Genomic DNA, 14,205 nt, shown 5'->3' on the forward strand with positions numbered 1-14,205 from the left:
ACTCAGCTCCTGTTCCACTCGCTACGACCACGGCCGAGAATCTCCAGCAGCTTGTCGGTGTCACCCGTGGCGATCTCGAAGTTACCGCGTGGGATTCCGACGGCCTCGGCCGCGCGGGCGGCGTTGGTGAACTGGTTGCCTTTGGTGACCTTGTCGGCGTTCATTTTGTGATCGACGACCCATCCGACCCGGTTCTTCTTGTCGGTCATGTCTACGATCACGAAGTCGCCTTCGGCCTGCTTGCCGTGCGTCCGGTAAACGCGCAGGTTTGTGCGCTTTTCCAGGAGTTTCTCCACGAACTCACGCTCCGGCGGGCTCATTTCGAAGGGAGTTCCCTTCTTCACCTGCTGGCCCGCCCGCACCCGGATCGGCTGGTACGGCGAAAGGCCGTACGGGTCCAGCCACGTCAGGGGGTTGTGGACGTAGGCCACCGGGTTGGGGGCCGCTGTCAGACCCAAAGGGTCCGGGCTGAGGTATCGCCCCGTCTCGGGGTCGTAATGACGATGCAGGTTGTAGTGGTGGCCTGTCTCTGCGTCGTGGTACTGGCCCGGGAAGCGCAGCGGTGTGTAGGCCGACGCGTCGGTGTTCCAGGTGGTCGTGCCCCACAGGGTGGCGGTACGCCGCCAGACGACGTCGCCGTGCTCGTCGACCAGAGCGGTGGGCGCACCGGCGATATCGGTGACGATGGCGTAGAAGCGGCGGTCGATCTCTTCCTGCGGTGTATCCGTGGTTCGCGACGTGCCGGCGACGTTCACGTAGCGCTCCGTCTGCGCCAGCGGCTCGATCCCACTCTCGTCGAACTCCCACGTATGACTCAGTGCCACGGGCGCGCCAGCAGCGGCCGTGGACTGCTCGACCAGAATGCCCCCGTGCCAGCTGAACGCGGTCTCGTCCAGGACCTTGCCGTCGGATGAAAGACGCTGCTTGGCGATTCGGCGCCCGAGCGGATCGTACGCATACCGCCACACGGTCCCCTCCGGATCGGTCACCTCCGTCAGCCGGTCCTGGGCGTCCCACGCGTAGTGCCAGATGTCGGGCTTCCGGGACAGCCTGGTGCGTCGCCTTTCGACGAGGCGTCCACCGCGGTCGTGCTCGTAGCGCATCCGTCCGGCTGCGACGAGACGGCTTCCCACGTACTCACGGTGTCCGGCGGCATCCGCGCCCGTGTGCGTCTGTGGCCAGGTCGCCATCGTCTGGTTCCCCGCGGTGTCGTAGGCGTACGACTCGGTCCACTCCGCGGTCCGGACCTGTGTGATCCGGCCGGAGAGGTCGAGCGTGTAGTGCTGCTCACCTGTCGAGAGGAGCGCCCCGTCGGAGCGCCATGTGTACTCCTGGGGAGAGAGCACCACACCGTTGGGACCGGTGACCTGCTGGGTGGCCGGCCGGCCGGAGGAGTTCCAGGACAGTGCCAGACGGGTCGCGCCGCCCCACAGTCGGCTTGTCTCCCGGCCGACAGCGTCATGTGTGGAGACCACGGTACGACCGGCGGTGGCCAGCGAGGTCCGTCGACCGGCCGCGTCGTAGGCGTAGACGGTGTCCGCGCCAGCCGGTGTGCGACGCTCCACCAGCTGACCGGCGGCGTCGTAGGTGAGTCGTAGCGTGCGCCCGTTGATCGTCTCTGAGGTCAGCTGCCCCGTGGCGTCGTAGGTGCGGGAGAGCCGGCCTCCCGACCACACGGCCTCCGTGAGTCGGCCCGCCATGTCGTAGGCAAAGTCCGTGACGTCGCCGTCGGCGTCAATGCGCACCGGTCGCCCCATTGCATCGCGCGTGTATTCGATGACCTGCCCGAGCGGGTTCGTCCTGACGGTGAGCCGTCCCGCAGGGTCGCGTTTGTATCGAACGAGGCGGTTGTCGAAGTCGGTCTCGGCGATGAGGTTGCCTGCCGCGTCGTACGTGTACTCCCAGGTACGGCCGGAGTCGTCGGCCACCTTTTTCAGCCGCAGAGACGCGTCGTACTCGAACCGGTGGTGTGCGCCGCCCGGTTGGAAACGGGCGCTGGGCAGGTCGAAGTGGGTGTACTCGTAACGCGTCACGGCGCCCACGGCGTCGGTGTGGCTGAGGCAGTTGCCCTCAGAGTCGTAGGTCCACGACTCCGTGGTGCCGTCCGGGTGGGCGGCGCTCAGCAGTTGCCCCTCAGTGGTCCAGCGCCACCGGGTGGTTCGGCCGAGGGAGTCGGTTTCGGAGACGGTGCGCCCGAAGCCGTCGTGCTCTACGACGGTGCGCCCACCGAGCGGATCGACGACCGTGACGGCCAGGCCTGCCGGGTTGCACACCACGCGCGTCGTGGCGCCGAGCGGATCGACACACTCGACCAGGCGGCCCTGCTCATCGTAGGAGAAGTGACTGGTCGCCCCTGTCGGGTCGGTGAGGGTGAGACCGTTGCCTCGTTCGTCGTACGTCCGGCTCCATCGACCGCCGTCCTGCGTCACCGTCTCCGTGGGCAGGCCGAGTGCGCCGTATACGACCGAGGTTCGGCTGCCGTCCGGGTACCGCACCTCGACCGGGCGGCCGAGCGCGTCGTTCACGAACTCGGTTCCATGGCCCATGGCATCGATGTGGGACGTGATGTGGTGGTGTTCGTCGTACCCGGTCCGGGTGGTGTTGCCGAGAGGGTCGATCTCGGCGACGACCTGGCTGTTGGCGTTGACGACGAAGCGGGTGGCGGCGCCTTCGGCGGTGGTGAGGGTGGTGATGCGGCAGTCGGGCCAGGCGGGGTCGGTGCCGTCGTAGTCGAGAGTGATGGTGATGTGACCGGCTTCGCCGCCCTCGGCGATGCAGCGGTCGCGGTCGTCGTAGGTGTAGGAGTAGCGGCTGTCGTTGGTATCGGTCCAGGAGGTGACGCGCAGCCGGTCGTCGTAGGTGAAGCATAGAGGCAGGCCGGAGGAGTTGACCGTCTCGGTGAGATTGCCGTCGGTGTAGCCGTAGCGCTTGACGACGACGTCCGTACCGTCCTTGGCGGCCTGGGCCAGGGCGAGGGCGGTGACGCGGCCTTCGGCGGTGGTGAGCTTGAGGTGGTAGCCGCCGGAGTGGCGGATGGCGAGCGGGGCACCGTGCTCGTCGTACTCGAAGGCGATGGTGTGCTGGTTGCGATCGGATATCCAGGTGAGCAGGGCGGTGCCGTCGGCGGTGGGGCGGGCGAAGTGCCGGGTCCGGCCGGTAAGGGGATCGGTGATGCGGTAGCTACCGTCGTCGTGGCGGGTCAGGGAGCGGCGGGGGCCGGCCTCCGGCATGACCGGGGTGTGGGGCGCGGCCGGGTGGGGGTAGGCGAGGAGCAGGCCGTCCTCGGTGACGTGGACGACGCCGCGCTCGTCGACCTCCAGACGCTCGTCGAGCGTCGATGCCCAACTTGGTCCGAACCACCAGCCGCAACGGTAGTCGGAGGCGACGCGACGGGTGAAGGCCAGCGGCAGCAGGCCGGGCAACTCGATGTCGCTCTGCGGGAGGTACATCGCGCCGGTGGCCATGTCCACGGGGTCGCTGCCCTTGGAACGGACGACGCTCTTGAGGCGGTTGAAAGCCCCTTCCGCCCCCTCGGTCAGCATGCCGCGGGCGTTCTTCCCCAGTCCGCGGACGGCGAGACTCATGGCCTTCATGCCGCCGCGGAGGTTCTTCATCTCCTTCAGCCCCTTGGCGAGTTTGCCGAGGCTGGTGATGCCCTTGCCGCCGGGTATGCAGTCCATGGCGGCGAACGCCACGTCCCATAGCGACGCCTGGCCCTTGGAATATTTGTAGAGCGTGTCCGCGAGGACGACGAGGGCCGCGACCAGCACGATCGCGCCGAGGATCGGTCCGCCGATGATCATCGCGATGATCCCGACGACCGCCACGACCACCTTGCAGACGGTGACGATGGTGTCCCAGTTGTCCTCGAACCAGTGGCCGACGTCCTGCCACCAGTGCCGGTTCGGGATCCCGGCGTCGGAGGCCTCGTCGATCTTCCGCTTCGCCTCACCCGCCGCGTCGTCACGCATCCTGCGGGCGTCCTCGGCCATCTTCTTCGCGGCGTCGAGGGCGTTCTGGGCGGTGGTGACGTCCGACTGGGCTTTGGTGTGGGCGGACTTGGCGCTCTGCACGTCCCGGGTGGCGGCCCGGACCTTGCCCTCGTCCGGCTTGTCGGCGTCCGACTTGCTGCCGGTGGGATCGTGCTTGTACTTGTCGGCTTCCTTCGTCGCTCGGGAAACCCAGGAATCGGCGGAGGAGAGGCGGGACTTGGCGGAGGACAGGTCCGACTGGGCGTCCTTCGCCTTGGCGAGGGCCTTGTCGGCAAGTGCCTGGGCCCGCTCCAGCTTGGGCCAGTAGTCGGCGAGGGCGTCCCCGCACATCTCGTACGACTTCTTCAGCTTCTTCAGGTTCTTCGGGACGTCCTTGAACTGCTCCTTGAACACCTCCGCCGACTTGCCGGCCCACTGCAGGAGGGCGTCCTCACCGGCCATGCCCTTGACCAGACGCAGCGCGTCGGACACGTCGTCGGCGAAGGAATGCAGCTGCGCGGCGAGGGTGCGCACGCGTTGCGGATCACCGGGGGTCGGGTCCCGGTCGAGGTCGAGTGGATGCCAGTCCGCCGGTCGGTACCCCGCCATGTTTTCGCAACCCCCGTCGCGTACGCCTCAACAACAAGCCTGTGCACACGTGAAGTTACAGGTGCGGCCGGTTCGAGGTGAAGGCTGACCCGGGATCCGGGTTCGGATACGCGACCGAGTGAACGCGCGTCTCGCCCTGCCTTACCGGCAGGCCGACCCCGTCAGCACCCTTTGCTGAGGCCAACCGAGGGGCACGGAGATGTCACGGGACGGCACCAAAGGTGAGGTGAGGTAGGTGAGTTGCCCGACTATGATCTGCCGTGCGTGTTTCGTTCGGCCGGGTCGCAGCAAATCGCTCTGGTGCGTTCCGGATGGACCCCGATAGCGTATTCGCTGCTTCGCAGACCCCAACCGCCCCACCAGGAGCCCACCGTGACCCGCCGTTCCCGCCTGCTCACGACTGCCACCGCCGGTGTGACGGCGGCACTTCTGCTCGCCGGGTGCGGCGGAGGCGACGGAGACAAGTCCAAGTCGAATGACAAGATCGCGGGCGCGGACACGGGGGCCTCGGCTTCGGCTTCGCCGAGTACTTCGACTTCGGCGGCTGAGCCGGGGCGGCCTAGGATTACGTTGCCGTCGGATGTCACGGATAAGTACGAGGACTGGAAGACGGGCGACGTTACAAAGGATGCCATCCTCGCGGACACGGCCGGACGCATCGATGCAATTAACGGCGCCATTCTGCGTGGAGACACCGGAGCCCCAGGCTTGTCGTTCTACTACAAGGACAAGGCCCTCAGCCAAGCGATTGCCTGGGTCCAGGCGTACCTGGACTCCAATCTTTCCTTTACGGGGACGACTCGCTACTACGCCCCCAAGGTCACGCTCTCCGGTGACACCGCAGCGTCGGTCGTCTATTGCTCCGACGAGAGCAAGGGTTTCAACAAGAATCGCAAGACCGGGAAGGTCGACAAGAGCCCTTCCGGTCAGAGCCCGTATGTCCTGTACAACACGCGCCTTGAGAAGAACAAGAAGGGCGTGTGGCAGACAAGTAACCTGATCTCCAAGCGGGGGGACAAGTCATGCGCCGGGTAGGCGATTGGCGACGGTGGCTAGCACTGGGAGTGCTGATGGCCACCTGCGTCACGGGGTTTCCGGGGACGGCGTTTGCCTATGGGCCGGGGAGTGGTGAGGGAAATCAAGCGCCAGGTGCCTCAGGCAATTCGGATGGCAAAGGCACCATTTCCGCGACCGCCGGTGCCGTCGTCTACGACCTCTCCAAGAACGGTTCCGGGGCATCGACCGGTGCGGTGACGCCGACCACGACCTGGACCCCGCCTGCCTGTTACTACGCGCCCAAGTACTCACCCGATGCCCTTGAGGCCTACCTGACGCCGATCTGGGAGGCCGACTCGACGGGCTACGAGTGGGATGCCACGCAGCGCGACCGCTACGTCAACGGGAAGCCGTACAAGGACTTCAACAAGGACAAGGCCGGTAAGGGCTACTGGTGGGACTCGTACGTCACGCCAGGCCGTGAGGGAGACCCCGGCGCGCTCGACTGCACGAAGCCCATCTTCTGGGTGGACACGGGTGACAAGCCGCCGGCGGACGTACCCCAGGCGGTCACTCCGGAGATCCTTTCCCAACTCGCCTACAACCAGATCCGCGTCCCCAGCACGAAGGTGACCCTCGCTCCCGCGGACAAGACGAAGGTCAACCTTCCGACCTGGGCCTGGCTGGACGCTGCCGAGTTCAAGCCGGTCTCCGTCACCGCGTCCGTTCCGGTGCTGGGCATCAGCGCCACGACCACTGCCAAGCCGTACTCTCTCAAGATCGATCCCGGTACCTCGGACGCGGTCACGTATCCGGCGTCGGGCGTCTGCGAGTTCAAGAACGGCAGCATCGGTGAGGCCTACGCCAAGGGCAAGGCCGGTTCGACGCCACCCTGTGGAGTGAAGTACCTGCACTCCTCGGGCACGGGCTCGTACCCGCTCAAGGCCACGATCACCTGGAAGATCAGCTGGACGGGTACCGAATCGCCGGGTGGAAACCTCGATGACGGCGTCTTCGGGGCCACCCAGGATGTCATCGTGCAGGAGATCCAGTCCGTCAACAGGTGAGCGATGAGTCGGCCTGGAGCTTTCCGGCCTAGGAGGCGCCGTGGGTGACAGGACAAGAATCGGCGATCTCGATGTGCTCAAGAGTGTGTCCATGGGCATCGAGAAGATCGTCGCGGAGTTGCAGGGGCTCGACGACAAGGCCAAGTACGGCTGGAGCCGTGAGGTCGTCGGTCACGAGGAGCTCACGGACCGGCTTGACGACTTCGCAGACAACTGGGACTACAAGCGAGGGAAGCTCGAAGGGGAATTGGCCAAGCTCGCGGCGATTACGAAGGCCGCAGCCCAGGCCTACGAGCAGATAGACACAGACCTCGCCAATGCGGTCCGCAAGCAGCCGCTGAAGCCCCAGAAGCAAGGGGAATGATGTCCCGACCGAAGGACTGGTCTCCGGTCGAGTTGGACTCCGACCCGGTCTCCGGGGATCCAGAGGCCGTGGCGAAACTGGGTCGGCGATTCCGCTCGGTGGCCGATGCCATCAGACGGCAGACCGGCAACATCGAAGCTCTCTGCGGAGTGGACGGCTGGCAGAGTGATGCCGCGAACGAGTTCCGCAAGACGGCCGAGGGGACCGTCGGCCGGCTGAAGAAGGTCCTGGACCGTTTCGAGACGGCTGCCGACCTTCTGGGTGAGCAGACGGACCGGCCGGATGAGAAGTACGCCTCCGTCCTTGCATCCTCCCAGCAGGCGGCGGACAAGGCCCGGAACGATGCCGAGCGCGACCGCGAAGAGCGGGACCGTCTCGACAAGTCGCTCGACGCCCTGGACACGTCCGCAGGTGACTACGAGCAGAAGAAGCACGATCTGACCACGAAGCGAGACGAGGTCGACGGTCGTGTCAATGACGCCATCAGGCGGGTGCACGATGCCAAGAACGCCCGCAACCGGGCTGGTGAGAAGGCGGCCCGCGCTCTGGAGGCGCTCATCGACCACGACAAACTGAAGGACTCCACCTGGGAGAACATCAAGGGAGCGCTCAAGAACATCGCGGACATCGCCGGCTGGGTGGCGACAGCCTGCGCGCTGGCCTCGCTGCTGGTGGGCTGGATTCCGGTGATCGGCTGGGCGCTGGCGGGTGTGCTGGACGCGATCGCACTGCTCGCGACCGTGGTTTCCCTCGCGTGCCATCTGGTGCTCGTCTTTTCCGGAGACGCCAGTATCGCCGACCTGGTTCTGGACGGCGTTGCCCTGCTCACGCTCGGGTTGGGCCGTGCCGCGCTGAGTGCGGGCAAGGCGGCCGCGGCAGGCGTGCGCGGAGTACAGACGGCGAGCCGCTCGGCCCGGGCGGACTTCCTGGCGGCCAACTCGATCTCCGGCAGATCGGTGAAGGCGGCCAACACGCTGAAGGGCAAGGCCACCAAAGCCGCGAACCAAGCCGCAGAAGAGGCGTCACAGAGACTCGCGGGTGACTTGCCGGGAGCATTCGGGAAGCTCGGGGAGTTCAAGCACGTCCTGAATCCCAGGGTGATCTACCAGGACACGGTGGACGCGGCGAAGGGCCTCAAGGACTTCAAGGACGTGGGGAAACTCTTCGGAAGGGATGCCTGGCGGGGAGCCCGGCCCTTCGGTAATCCGGAATGGGTGGAGTCCAGCAAGGCGCTCAAAGAGGTACCGATTCTCGGGAAGTTCGAAAGCATGGGCGGTGTGAAGTTCACCGACTATGTGCGATCCGCCGGGCAGAGATGGCTTGGCTACACTGTCGCGGCAACCGCCATCGACGGGAACGACAAGCTCCACGGCCTCACGGAATGGGATAACCCGTACAACAGGTGGAAGAGCGCTTGGACGGTGGGTTCGTGACAGCCAGAGGGAATTCCGAGTGAGCGACGATGACGTGACGTGGCAGTGCCTGATCTCCGAGCCCGAGGGCAGTATCAGACTTCCCGTGGGAGAGAGCGCGGAACTCGGGGAGTGGGCCAAACGTGCCGCCGGGCAACACCTGGGCGCAGATGCTCCGCGAAGTGAGACCCGTCAACTCGCTTCTGTGCTGGCTCGGCTGGCGGCCACGGCTGCTCTGGGCGACCCCACGTTCGCCTATGCCTATGTGATCGACGCGGCAAAGGCGGTGACCGCCGTCTACGAGGTGCACGACTACGACGGCGATGGATACCGGTCCACGGAACGTCTTCCCGAGCTCCTGGAAGCTGTCCTCCCGACGTCACCCGAGCGCCGGAGTGTGAACGAGGTGCACCTTCCGGCCGGGCCCGGTGTACGAGTCCAGGAACTACTCTCGGTGGAGACCGGCTCGCTCTTCAAGAAGAAGACGATGATGGAGACGGTCACCTACGCGGTGCTTCCGCCGCAGGTCGACACCATCCTCGTCTTCCGGATGTCGTGGACCAATCTCGTCTTCGGTGAGGCGCTGCTGGAGTTGGCGCAGACGCTGGCCGAGTCGCTGGAGCTCGCCGAGATCAAGGAAGGCTGAGGAATGCCAGACGCCGTCGCCGGCGGCCTCACCGATGGCGGACTCCCGCCCACCGACTACGGCCTCGTCGTTCCGGACGGCTGGTTCCGGATTCCGCTTGAGCCCGACGGCTGGAAGGGACCGATCAAAGCACTGACCGAGCGGGTTTTCGACGGTCAGGACGATGCGGTACTGCTCAAGCGGGAATTCAGCAAGGCACTTCGCGCTCGGGCCGAAGAGGGCTACGACAACGGCGGCGTCGAGCTCTACATCTCCACGATGTCCATCGGCCCGGTGCCGCTGTCCTCCTCGCTCCTGGTAACCGTCGTCCCTCCAGATCAGGGGTTCCGCCTGGACGCCCGGGGGAACTCCCAGCAGATCAGCGGCGTCGATCTCCCCTTTGCCGGTCCGGCGACCATGCGGCGTACCCGTACGGTTCCGGATGCCGACGACTCCTCCGGCAACCGACTGCCCGTGACCGTGGTCGACTACGCGGTCAGTGTCCCGGGCACCGAAGCCGTTCTCCTGCTCACCTTCTCGACGTCCCTGGACATGTTCGCCGACGCCCTGGTCGACCTGTTCGAGGCGGTCGCCAAGTCGCTCCACTGGAAGTGACCGGCAGTCCGGCTGTTCGGGTTCCAGAGCAGCCCGCCCGACCGCCGAGCAAAGCGTCCGGATCACCGAGACGTCGGCGGACGCGGTCACTCGTCGAACCACGCCACCAGCCGCACCCTCTCCTCGCCGTGCACCCCCGCCAGGGCCTCCATCACCGTCCACACCGGCGCCCACGGACCGTCCTCCGGGACCGCGTCGCGGCGGCGGGCGCGCTCGGCGCGGTAGAGCGTGGTGCCGGCGGTCCATTCCGTGCCCTCGGGGTGGAGGGCGGCCAGGTCCGCCGGCGACATGGTGAGTGCGCGAAGCCTCTGCTCCAGTCGTGGTGGTGGATCAGGCGGAGGGTGCCGTCCGGGGCGCGGTCGTAGCGGGCGATGTGGGTGGTGCGGGGGATCGCCGGTTCCGTCCAGTCGATCGCCCTCGCCTCCGACCAGGTCAGCCACGTCTCCGCGAAGGCCGCAGCCGTCCAGGTGGCGTGCTCCGCACGGACCTCGGGGGACGTGTCCAGGCCGTCTCGTCGTGGTTCAGGCCTTCCCGCCAGGTGCGGCACTCGATCCAGCCGTGGATGTCCGTTCCCATGCGGTCACTGGGGCCGGGGCTGTACGAGGCTGGAGGTGAAGTGGGTCCAGGTGGAGCCGCTGACCGTGAGACGGGGGCCCACCGGGTTCTTCGAGTCGCGGATGTGGACGGCTGTGGGAGTGGTGGCTATTGCGATGCAGTTCGAGGCGTCTATGCGTCCGGCGCGGACCTCTCACCCGCCCTCTGCCCGGGGTGAGAGCAACGTTCCCTTCCGGTCACCCGCAGCCACAGCGCGGAAACGCCGCCTCCCTACCTTCGGCTCAGTCAGCCGTAGCAGACCGAGCACGCGGAGCACCGTGGAGGCGTCATGACAGCCCCAGCCCCTACTTCCCGTAGTCGCTGGATCCAGGAGTGGGATCCGGAGGACGAGACCTTCTGGAAAGAGACCGGGGAGAAGATCGCCCGACGCAATCTGGCCTTCTCCGTGCTCTCCGAGCACATCGGGTTCTCGATCTGGACTCTGTGGTCCGTGCTGGTGCTCTTCATGGGGCCGGAGTACGGGCTGACCCCGGCCGACAAGTTCCTGCTGACGTCGATGGTGACCCTGGTCGGTGCCGTCGTACGGGTGCCCTACACCTTCGCGGTCGCGATCTTCGGCGGGCGGAACTGGACGATCATCTCGGCCGGCCTGCTGCTCGTCCCGAGCGTTGCCGCGTTCGCCGTCATGAAGCCGGGGACGTCGTTCGACACCTTCCTGTGGATCGGGCTCCTCGCCGGCATCGGCGGGGGCAACTTCGCTTCCTCCATGACCAACATCAACGCCTTCTTCCCGCTGAGGAAGAAGGGGTGGGCGCTCGGGCTCAACGCGGGCGGCGGCAACATCGGTGTGGCGGCGATCCAGCTGGTGGCCCTCGCCGTCATCGGCGCCAACGGCGGCCCGCGGGTGCTGCTGGGTATCTACATCCCGCTCATCGTCGTCGCCGCGGCCCTCGCCGCGCTCTTCATGGACAACATCGAGAACGTCAGGAACGACACCGGTGCCGCCAGGGACGCCGCGAAGGACGCCCACACCTGGATCATGTCCCTCCTCTACATCGGGACGTTCGGTTCCTTCATCGGCTACAGCTTCGCCTTCGGCCAGGTGCTGACGAACCAGTTCGGCCGAACGCCGCTGCAGGCCACGTACCTCACCTTCATGGGCCCGCTGCTCGGCTCGCTGATCCGGCCCGTGGGCGGCTGGCTCGCCGACAAGTACGGCGGCGCGAAGATCACGCTCTACAACTACGTCGCCATGGCTGCCGCCACCGCGGTCCTGGTCGTCGCCAGCATGCAGAAGTCGCTGCCGCTGTTCGTCGTCGCGTTCGTGGTGCTGTTCTCGCTCACCGGGATCGGCAACGGCTCCACGTTCAAGATGATCCCCGGCATCTTTCAGACCAAGGCCCTCGCCAAGGGGCTGGAGGGCGAGGAAGCGGTCAAGTACGGGCGTCGGCTCTCCGGTGCCTCCATGGGCCTCATCGGCGCGGTCGGCGCGCTCGGCGGCGTCGGTATCAACCTCGCCTTCCGGCAGTCCTTCCTCTCCTACGGCTCCGGCACCGGCGCGTTCGTCGCCTTCCTCGCCTACTACGGCCTCTGCTTCGCCATCACCTGGGCCGTATACCTTCGCCGGCCGGCCACGCAGCAGCGGTCCGCCACCGCCACCGAGGCAAAGGCGCAGCTCAGCTACGCCGAGGTGTGACGTAACACTGGTGACATGAACCCGAACCGAGCCTGTCACGCGCCGTTGACAGGCTCGGTTCGGCATGCGGGTCAGCTAGGAGAGCAGCCATGGACGAGGAACAGCAGCAGCGACCGGAGGCCGGTCGGCACGGCCCCCTCGCGGGGTTCACCGTGGGGGTCACCGCCGCGCGCCGCGCTGACGAGCTCGGGGCCCTGCTGCAGCGGCGCGGTGCCGCCGTGCTGCACGCACCCGCCCTGCGCATCGTGCCGCTCGCCGACGACGGGGAGCTGCTCGCCGCCACGAAGGAGATCATCGACCAGGCGCCCGACGTGGTCGTGGCGACCACGGCGATCGGGTTCCGGGGATGGGTCGAGGCCGCGGACGGCTGGGGTTTCGGCGAGCAGTTGCTGCAACGGCTGCGGAACGTCGAGCTGCTGGCGCGCGGACCCAAGGTCAAGGGGGCCATCCGGGCCGCCGGGCTGACCGAGGAGTGGTCGCCGTCCTCCGAGTCCATGGCGGAGGTGCTCGACCGGCTCCTGGAGGAGGGCGTCGACGGCCGCCGGATCGCCGTACAGCTGCACGGGGAGCCGTTGCCGGGGTTCGTGGAGTCGCTGCGGGCGGCGGGCGCGGAGGTGGTGCCGGTGCCGGTGTACCGGTGGATGCCGCCGGAGGACCTGGGACCGGTGGACCGGCTGCTGGACGCCGTCGTCTCCCGCTCGGTCGACGCGCTCACCTTCACCAGCGCGCCCGCCGCGGCCTCCCTCGTCTCCCGCGCCGAGCACCGCGGGCTGCTCGGAGACCTGCTCGCCGCACTCGGCCACGACGTCGTCCCCGCGTGCGTCGGACCGGTGACGGCCCTGCCGCTCCAGGCGCTCGGCGTCGACACGATCCAGCCGGAACGCTTCCGGCTGGGCCCCCTCGTCCAGTTGCTCTGCCAGGAACTCCCGTCCCGCGCACGGGCCTTGCCCATCGCCGGTCACCGCGTCGAGATCCGGGGCCACGCGGTCCTCGTCGACGGCACGCTGAGGCCGGTCCCGCCGGCCGGGATGTCCCTGCTGCGCGCGCTGTCCCGACGGCCGGGCTGGGTGGTCGCCCGCGCCGAACTCCTGCGGGCCCTGCCGGGCGCCGGCCGAGACGAACACGCGGTCGAGACGGCGATGGCCCGCCTCCGTACGGCCCTGGGCGCGCCCAAGCTGATCCAGACCGTCGTCAAGCGCGGCTACCGGCTGGCCCTGGACCCGGCGGCGGACGCGAAGTACGCGGACGCGTGAGACGCCGGGGACCCTCAGGAGACGCTCCGGGGAGGCGCCGAGGAGCGCCGGGTGAAGAGGCGGTCCTGGGCGAGCCGCAGTGGACGCAGGGCTGTGCGCCCGTGGCCTCGTCGCCCTGGTACGGCGTCCGGTGCGTTTTCCGGCACCGCGTCCTCGGCGTGTACGAGGAGCGGGTCACGCTGTGGACCGCCCGTTCGCCGGACGAGGCGATCGCTCGTGCCGAGGCCGAGGCGAGGGAGTACTGCGAAGTGCTCGACGAGGTCGAGTACGCGGGCTTCGCCGAGGCGTTCCGTATGGACGGGGCACCGGGGGAGGGGGCCGAGGTGTTCTCCCTCATGCGGGCGAGCGGGCTGCCGTCGGGGGAGTACGTACGGCGGTTCTTCGCCACGGGCGACGAGCGGACAGGCTGACCGGCGTACGACGTTCTGGGGACCGCCCGGCGGCGGCGGGCCGTAGCGGTCGGCCCGTGCCCCGTCACTCGGGTCCGTTCCGCACCGGGCGCGCCGGGCCGTCCCGTGCGGCCGCGCGCGAACAACGGGCCGTGCCCCGCTCCGCGGGTGTGCGCTCTGCCGGACCCCGGTCGGCGGGCGGCACGCTGGCGCCGGACGGCCGCACACGGGGGACGGCACGTGGACAGCACGGGCACGGGCGCGGGGACGGGGACGGGGACGGGGACGGGGACGGGGACGGAACATGACACGCTGGCAGCCCTTGCCGGGCACGCTGCCGCGCGAGGCCCGGCATCTGGTCGAGCAACTGCGGGTGCTGAAGGGCCGAACCGGGCTCAGCCTCGCCGAGCTGGCCCGGCGCACCGCGTACAGCAAGTCGTCCTGGCAGCGCTATCTGAGCGGCGACAGGCTGCCGCCGCGGGCGGCCGCGCAGGTGCTCTGCCGGCTGGCCGGCGGGGACCAGGGGCGGTTGCTGGCGCTGTGGGAGCTGGCCGAGCAGGCCTGGCACGACCGGGCCCTCCCGCGGGGCGCCCGGGACGAGGAGGCCGCGCTGCGCGGCGCGGTGCAGGCGGAGAACGAGGTCGCCCTGCGCG

13 protein-coding genes are annotated in these 14,205 nt (G+C 68.0%); 10 read left to right on the forward strand and 3 right to left on the reverse strand.

Features of this window, described 5'->3' with window-relative positions; genetic code table 11:
* Positions 1 to 2 precede the first annotated feature (2 nt).
* On the reverse strand, positions 3 to 4,580 hold the full coding sequence (locus AB0M11_RS19325; protein ID WP_365706933.1) for an RHS repeat-associated core domain-containing protein: 4,578 nt from the start codon (positions 4,578 to 4,580) through the stop codon (positions 3 to 5).
* 372 nt (positions 4,581 to 4,952) lie between these two features.
* On the opposite strand from AB0M11_RS19325, the gene AB0M11_RS19330 reads away from it, so the two are divergent.
* The 6 genes from AB0M11_RS19330 to AB0M11_RS19355 all read left to right on the forward strand — a co-directional run bounded on the left by AB0M11_RS19330 (position 4,953) and on the right by AB0M11_RS19355 (position 9,659).
* Complete coding sequence (locus AB0M11_RS19330; protein ID WP_365706935.1) at positions 4,953 to 5,615, forward strand: hypothetical protein; 663 nt, start codon at positions 4,953 to 4,955, stop codon at positions 5,613 to 5,615.
* Positions 5,603 to 6,643, forward strand: a complete 1,041-nt coding sequence (locus AB0M11_RS19335; protein WP_365706937.1) for a hypothetical protein — start codon at positions 5,603 to 5,605, stop codon at positions 6,641 to 6,643. The genes AB0M11_RS19330 and AB0M11_RS19335 overlap by 13 nt, the downstream gene beginning before the upstream one ends.
* A gap of 40 nt (positions 6,644 to 6,683) precedes the next feature.
* A complete protein-coding gene (locus AB0M11_RS19340; RefSeq protein WP_365706939.1) occupies positions 6,684 to 7,007 on the forward strand; it encodes a hypothetical protein in 324 nt (107 codons plus the stop codon).
* Entirely contained in the window at positions 7,007 to 8,440 is a 1,434-nt protein-coding gene (locus tag AB0M11_RS19345; protein WP_365706963.1) for a putative T7SS-secreted protein, read from the forward strand. Before AB0M11_RS19340 ends, AB0M11_RS19345 begins: the two co-directional genes overlap by 1 nt.
* Positions 8,441 to 8,624: 184 nt before the next feature.
* Positions 8,625 to 9,065: a hypothetical protein gene (locus AB0M11_RS19350; protein ID WP_365706941.1), complete on the forward strand. Its 441-nt coding sequence runs from the start codon at positions 8,625 to 8,627 to the stop codon at positions 9,063 to 9,065.
* A 3-nt stretch (positions 9,066 to 9,068) separates the two neighbouring features.
* Entirely contained in the window at positions 9,069 to 9,659 is a 591-nt protein-coding gene (locus AB0M11_RS19355; RefSeq protein WP_365706943.1) for a hypothetical protein, read from the forward strand.
* Between the two features lie 86 nt (positions 9,660 to 9,745).
* Here the strand turns inward: AB0M11_RS19355 and AB0M11_RS19360 are convergent, their stop codons facing one another.
* Complete coding sequence (locus AB0M11_RS19360; RefSeq protein ID WP_365706945.1) at positions 9,746 to 9,949, reverse strand: hypothetical protein; 204 nt, start codon at positions 9,947 to 9,949, stop codon at positions 9,746 to 9,748.
* Between the two features lie 290 nt (positions 9,950 to 10,239).
* Positions 10,240 to 10,389, reverse strand: a complete 150-nt coding sequence (locus AB0M11_RS19365; RefSeq protein ID WP_365706965.1) for a DUF397 domain-containing protein — start codon at positions 10,387 to 10,389, stop codon at positions 10,240 to 10,242.
* Positions 10,390 to 10,542: 153 nt separating this feature from the next.
* Here AB0M11_RS19365 and AB0M11_RS19370 point away from each other — a divergent pair, with 153 nt between their 5' ends.
* The 4 genes from AB0M11_RS19370 to AB0M11_RS19385 all read left to right on the forward strand — a co-directional run.
* Complete coding sequence (locus tag AB0M11_RS19370) at positions 10,543 to 11,910, forward strand: nitrate/nitrite transporter (protein ID WP_365706947.1); 1,368 nt, start codon at positions 10,543 to 10,545, stop codon at positions 11,908 to 11,910.
* 89 nt (positions 11,911 to 11,999) lie between these two features.
* Positions 12,000 to 13,163 (forward strand): uroporphyrinogen-III synthase, encoded by a 1,164-nt coding sequence (locus tag AB0M11_RS19375; protein WP_365706949.1) that lies wholly within the window; start codon positions 12,000 to 12,002, stop codon positions 13,161 to 13,163.
* A gap of 101 nt (positions 13,164 to 13,264) precedes the next feature.
* Positions 13,265 to 13,573, forward strand: a complete 309-nt coding sequence (locus AB0M11_RS19380) for a hypothetical protein (protein ID WP_365706951.1) — start codon at positions 13,265 to 13,267, stop codon at positions 13,571 to 13,573.
* 283 nt (positions 13,574 to 13,856) lie between these two features.
* A partial coding sequence (locus tag AB0M11_RS19385) for a helix-turn-helix transcriptional regulator (RefSeq protein ID WP_365706953.1) occupies positions 13,857 to 14,205 on the forward strand: 349 nt, incomplete at its 3' end.

The sequence above is a fragment of the Streptomyces sp. NPDC051987 genome (assembly GCF_040680735.1).
In the GTDB taxonomy this organism is placed as follows: domain Bacteria; phylum Actinomycetota; class Actinomycetes; order Streptomycetales; family Streptomycetaceae; genus Streptomyces.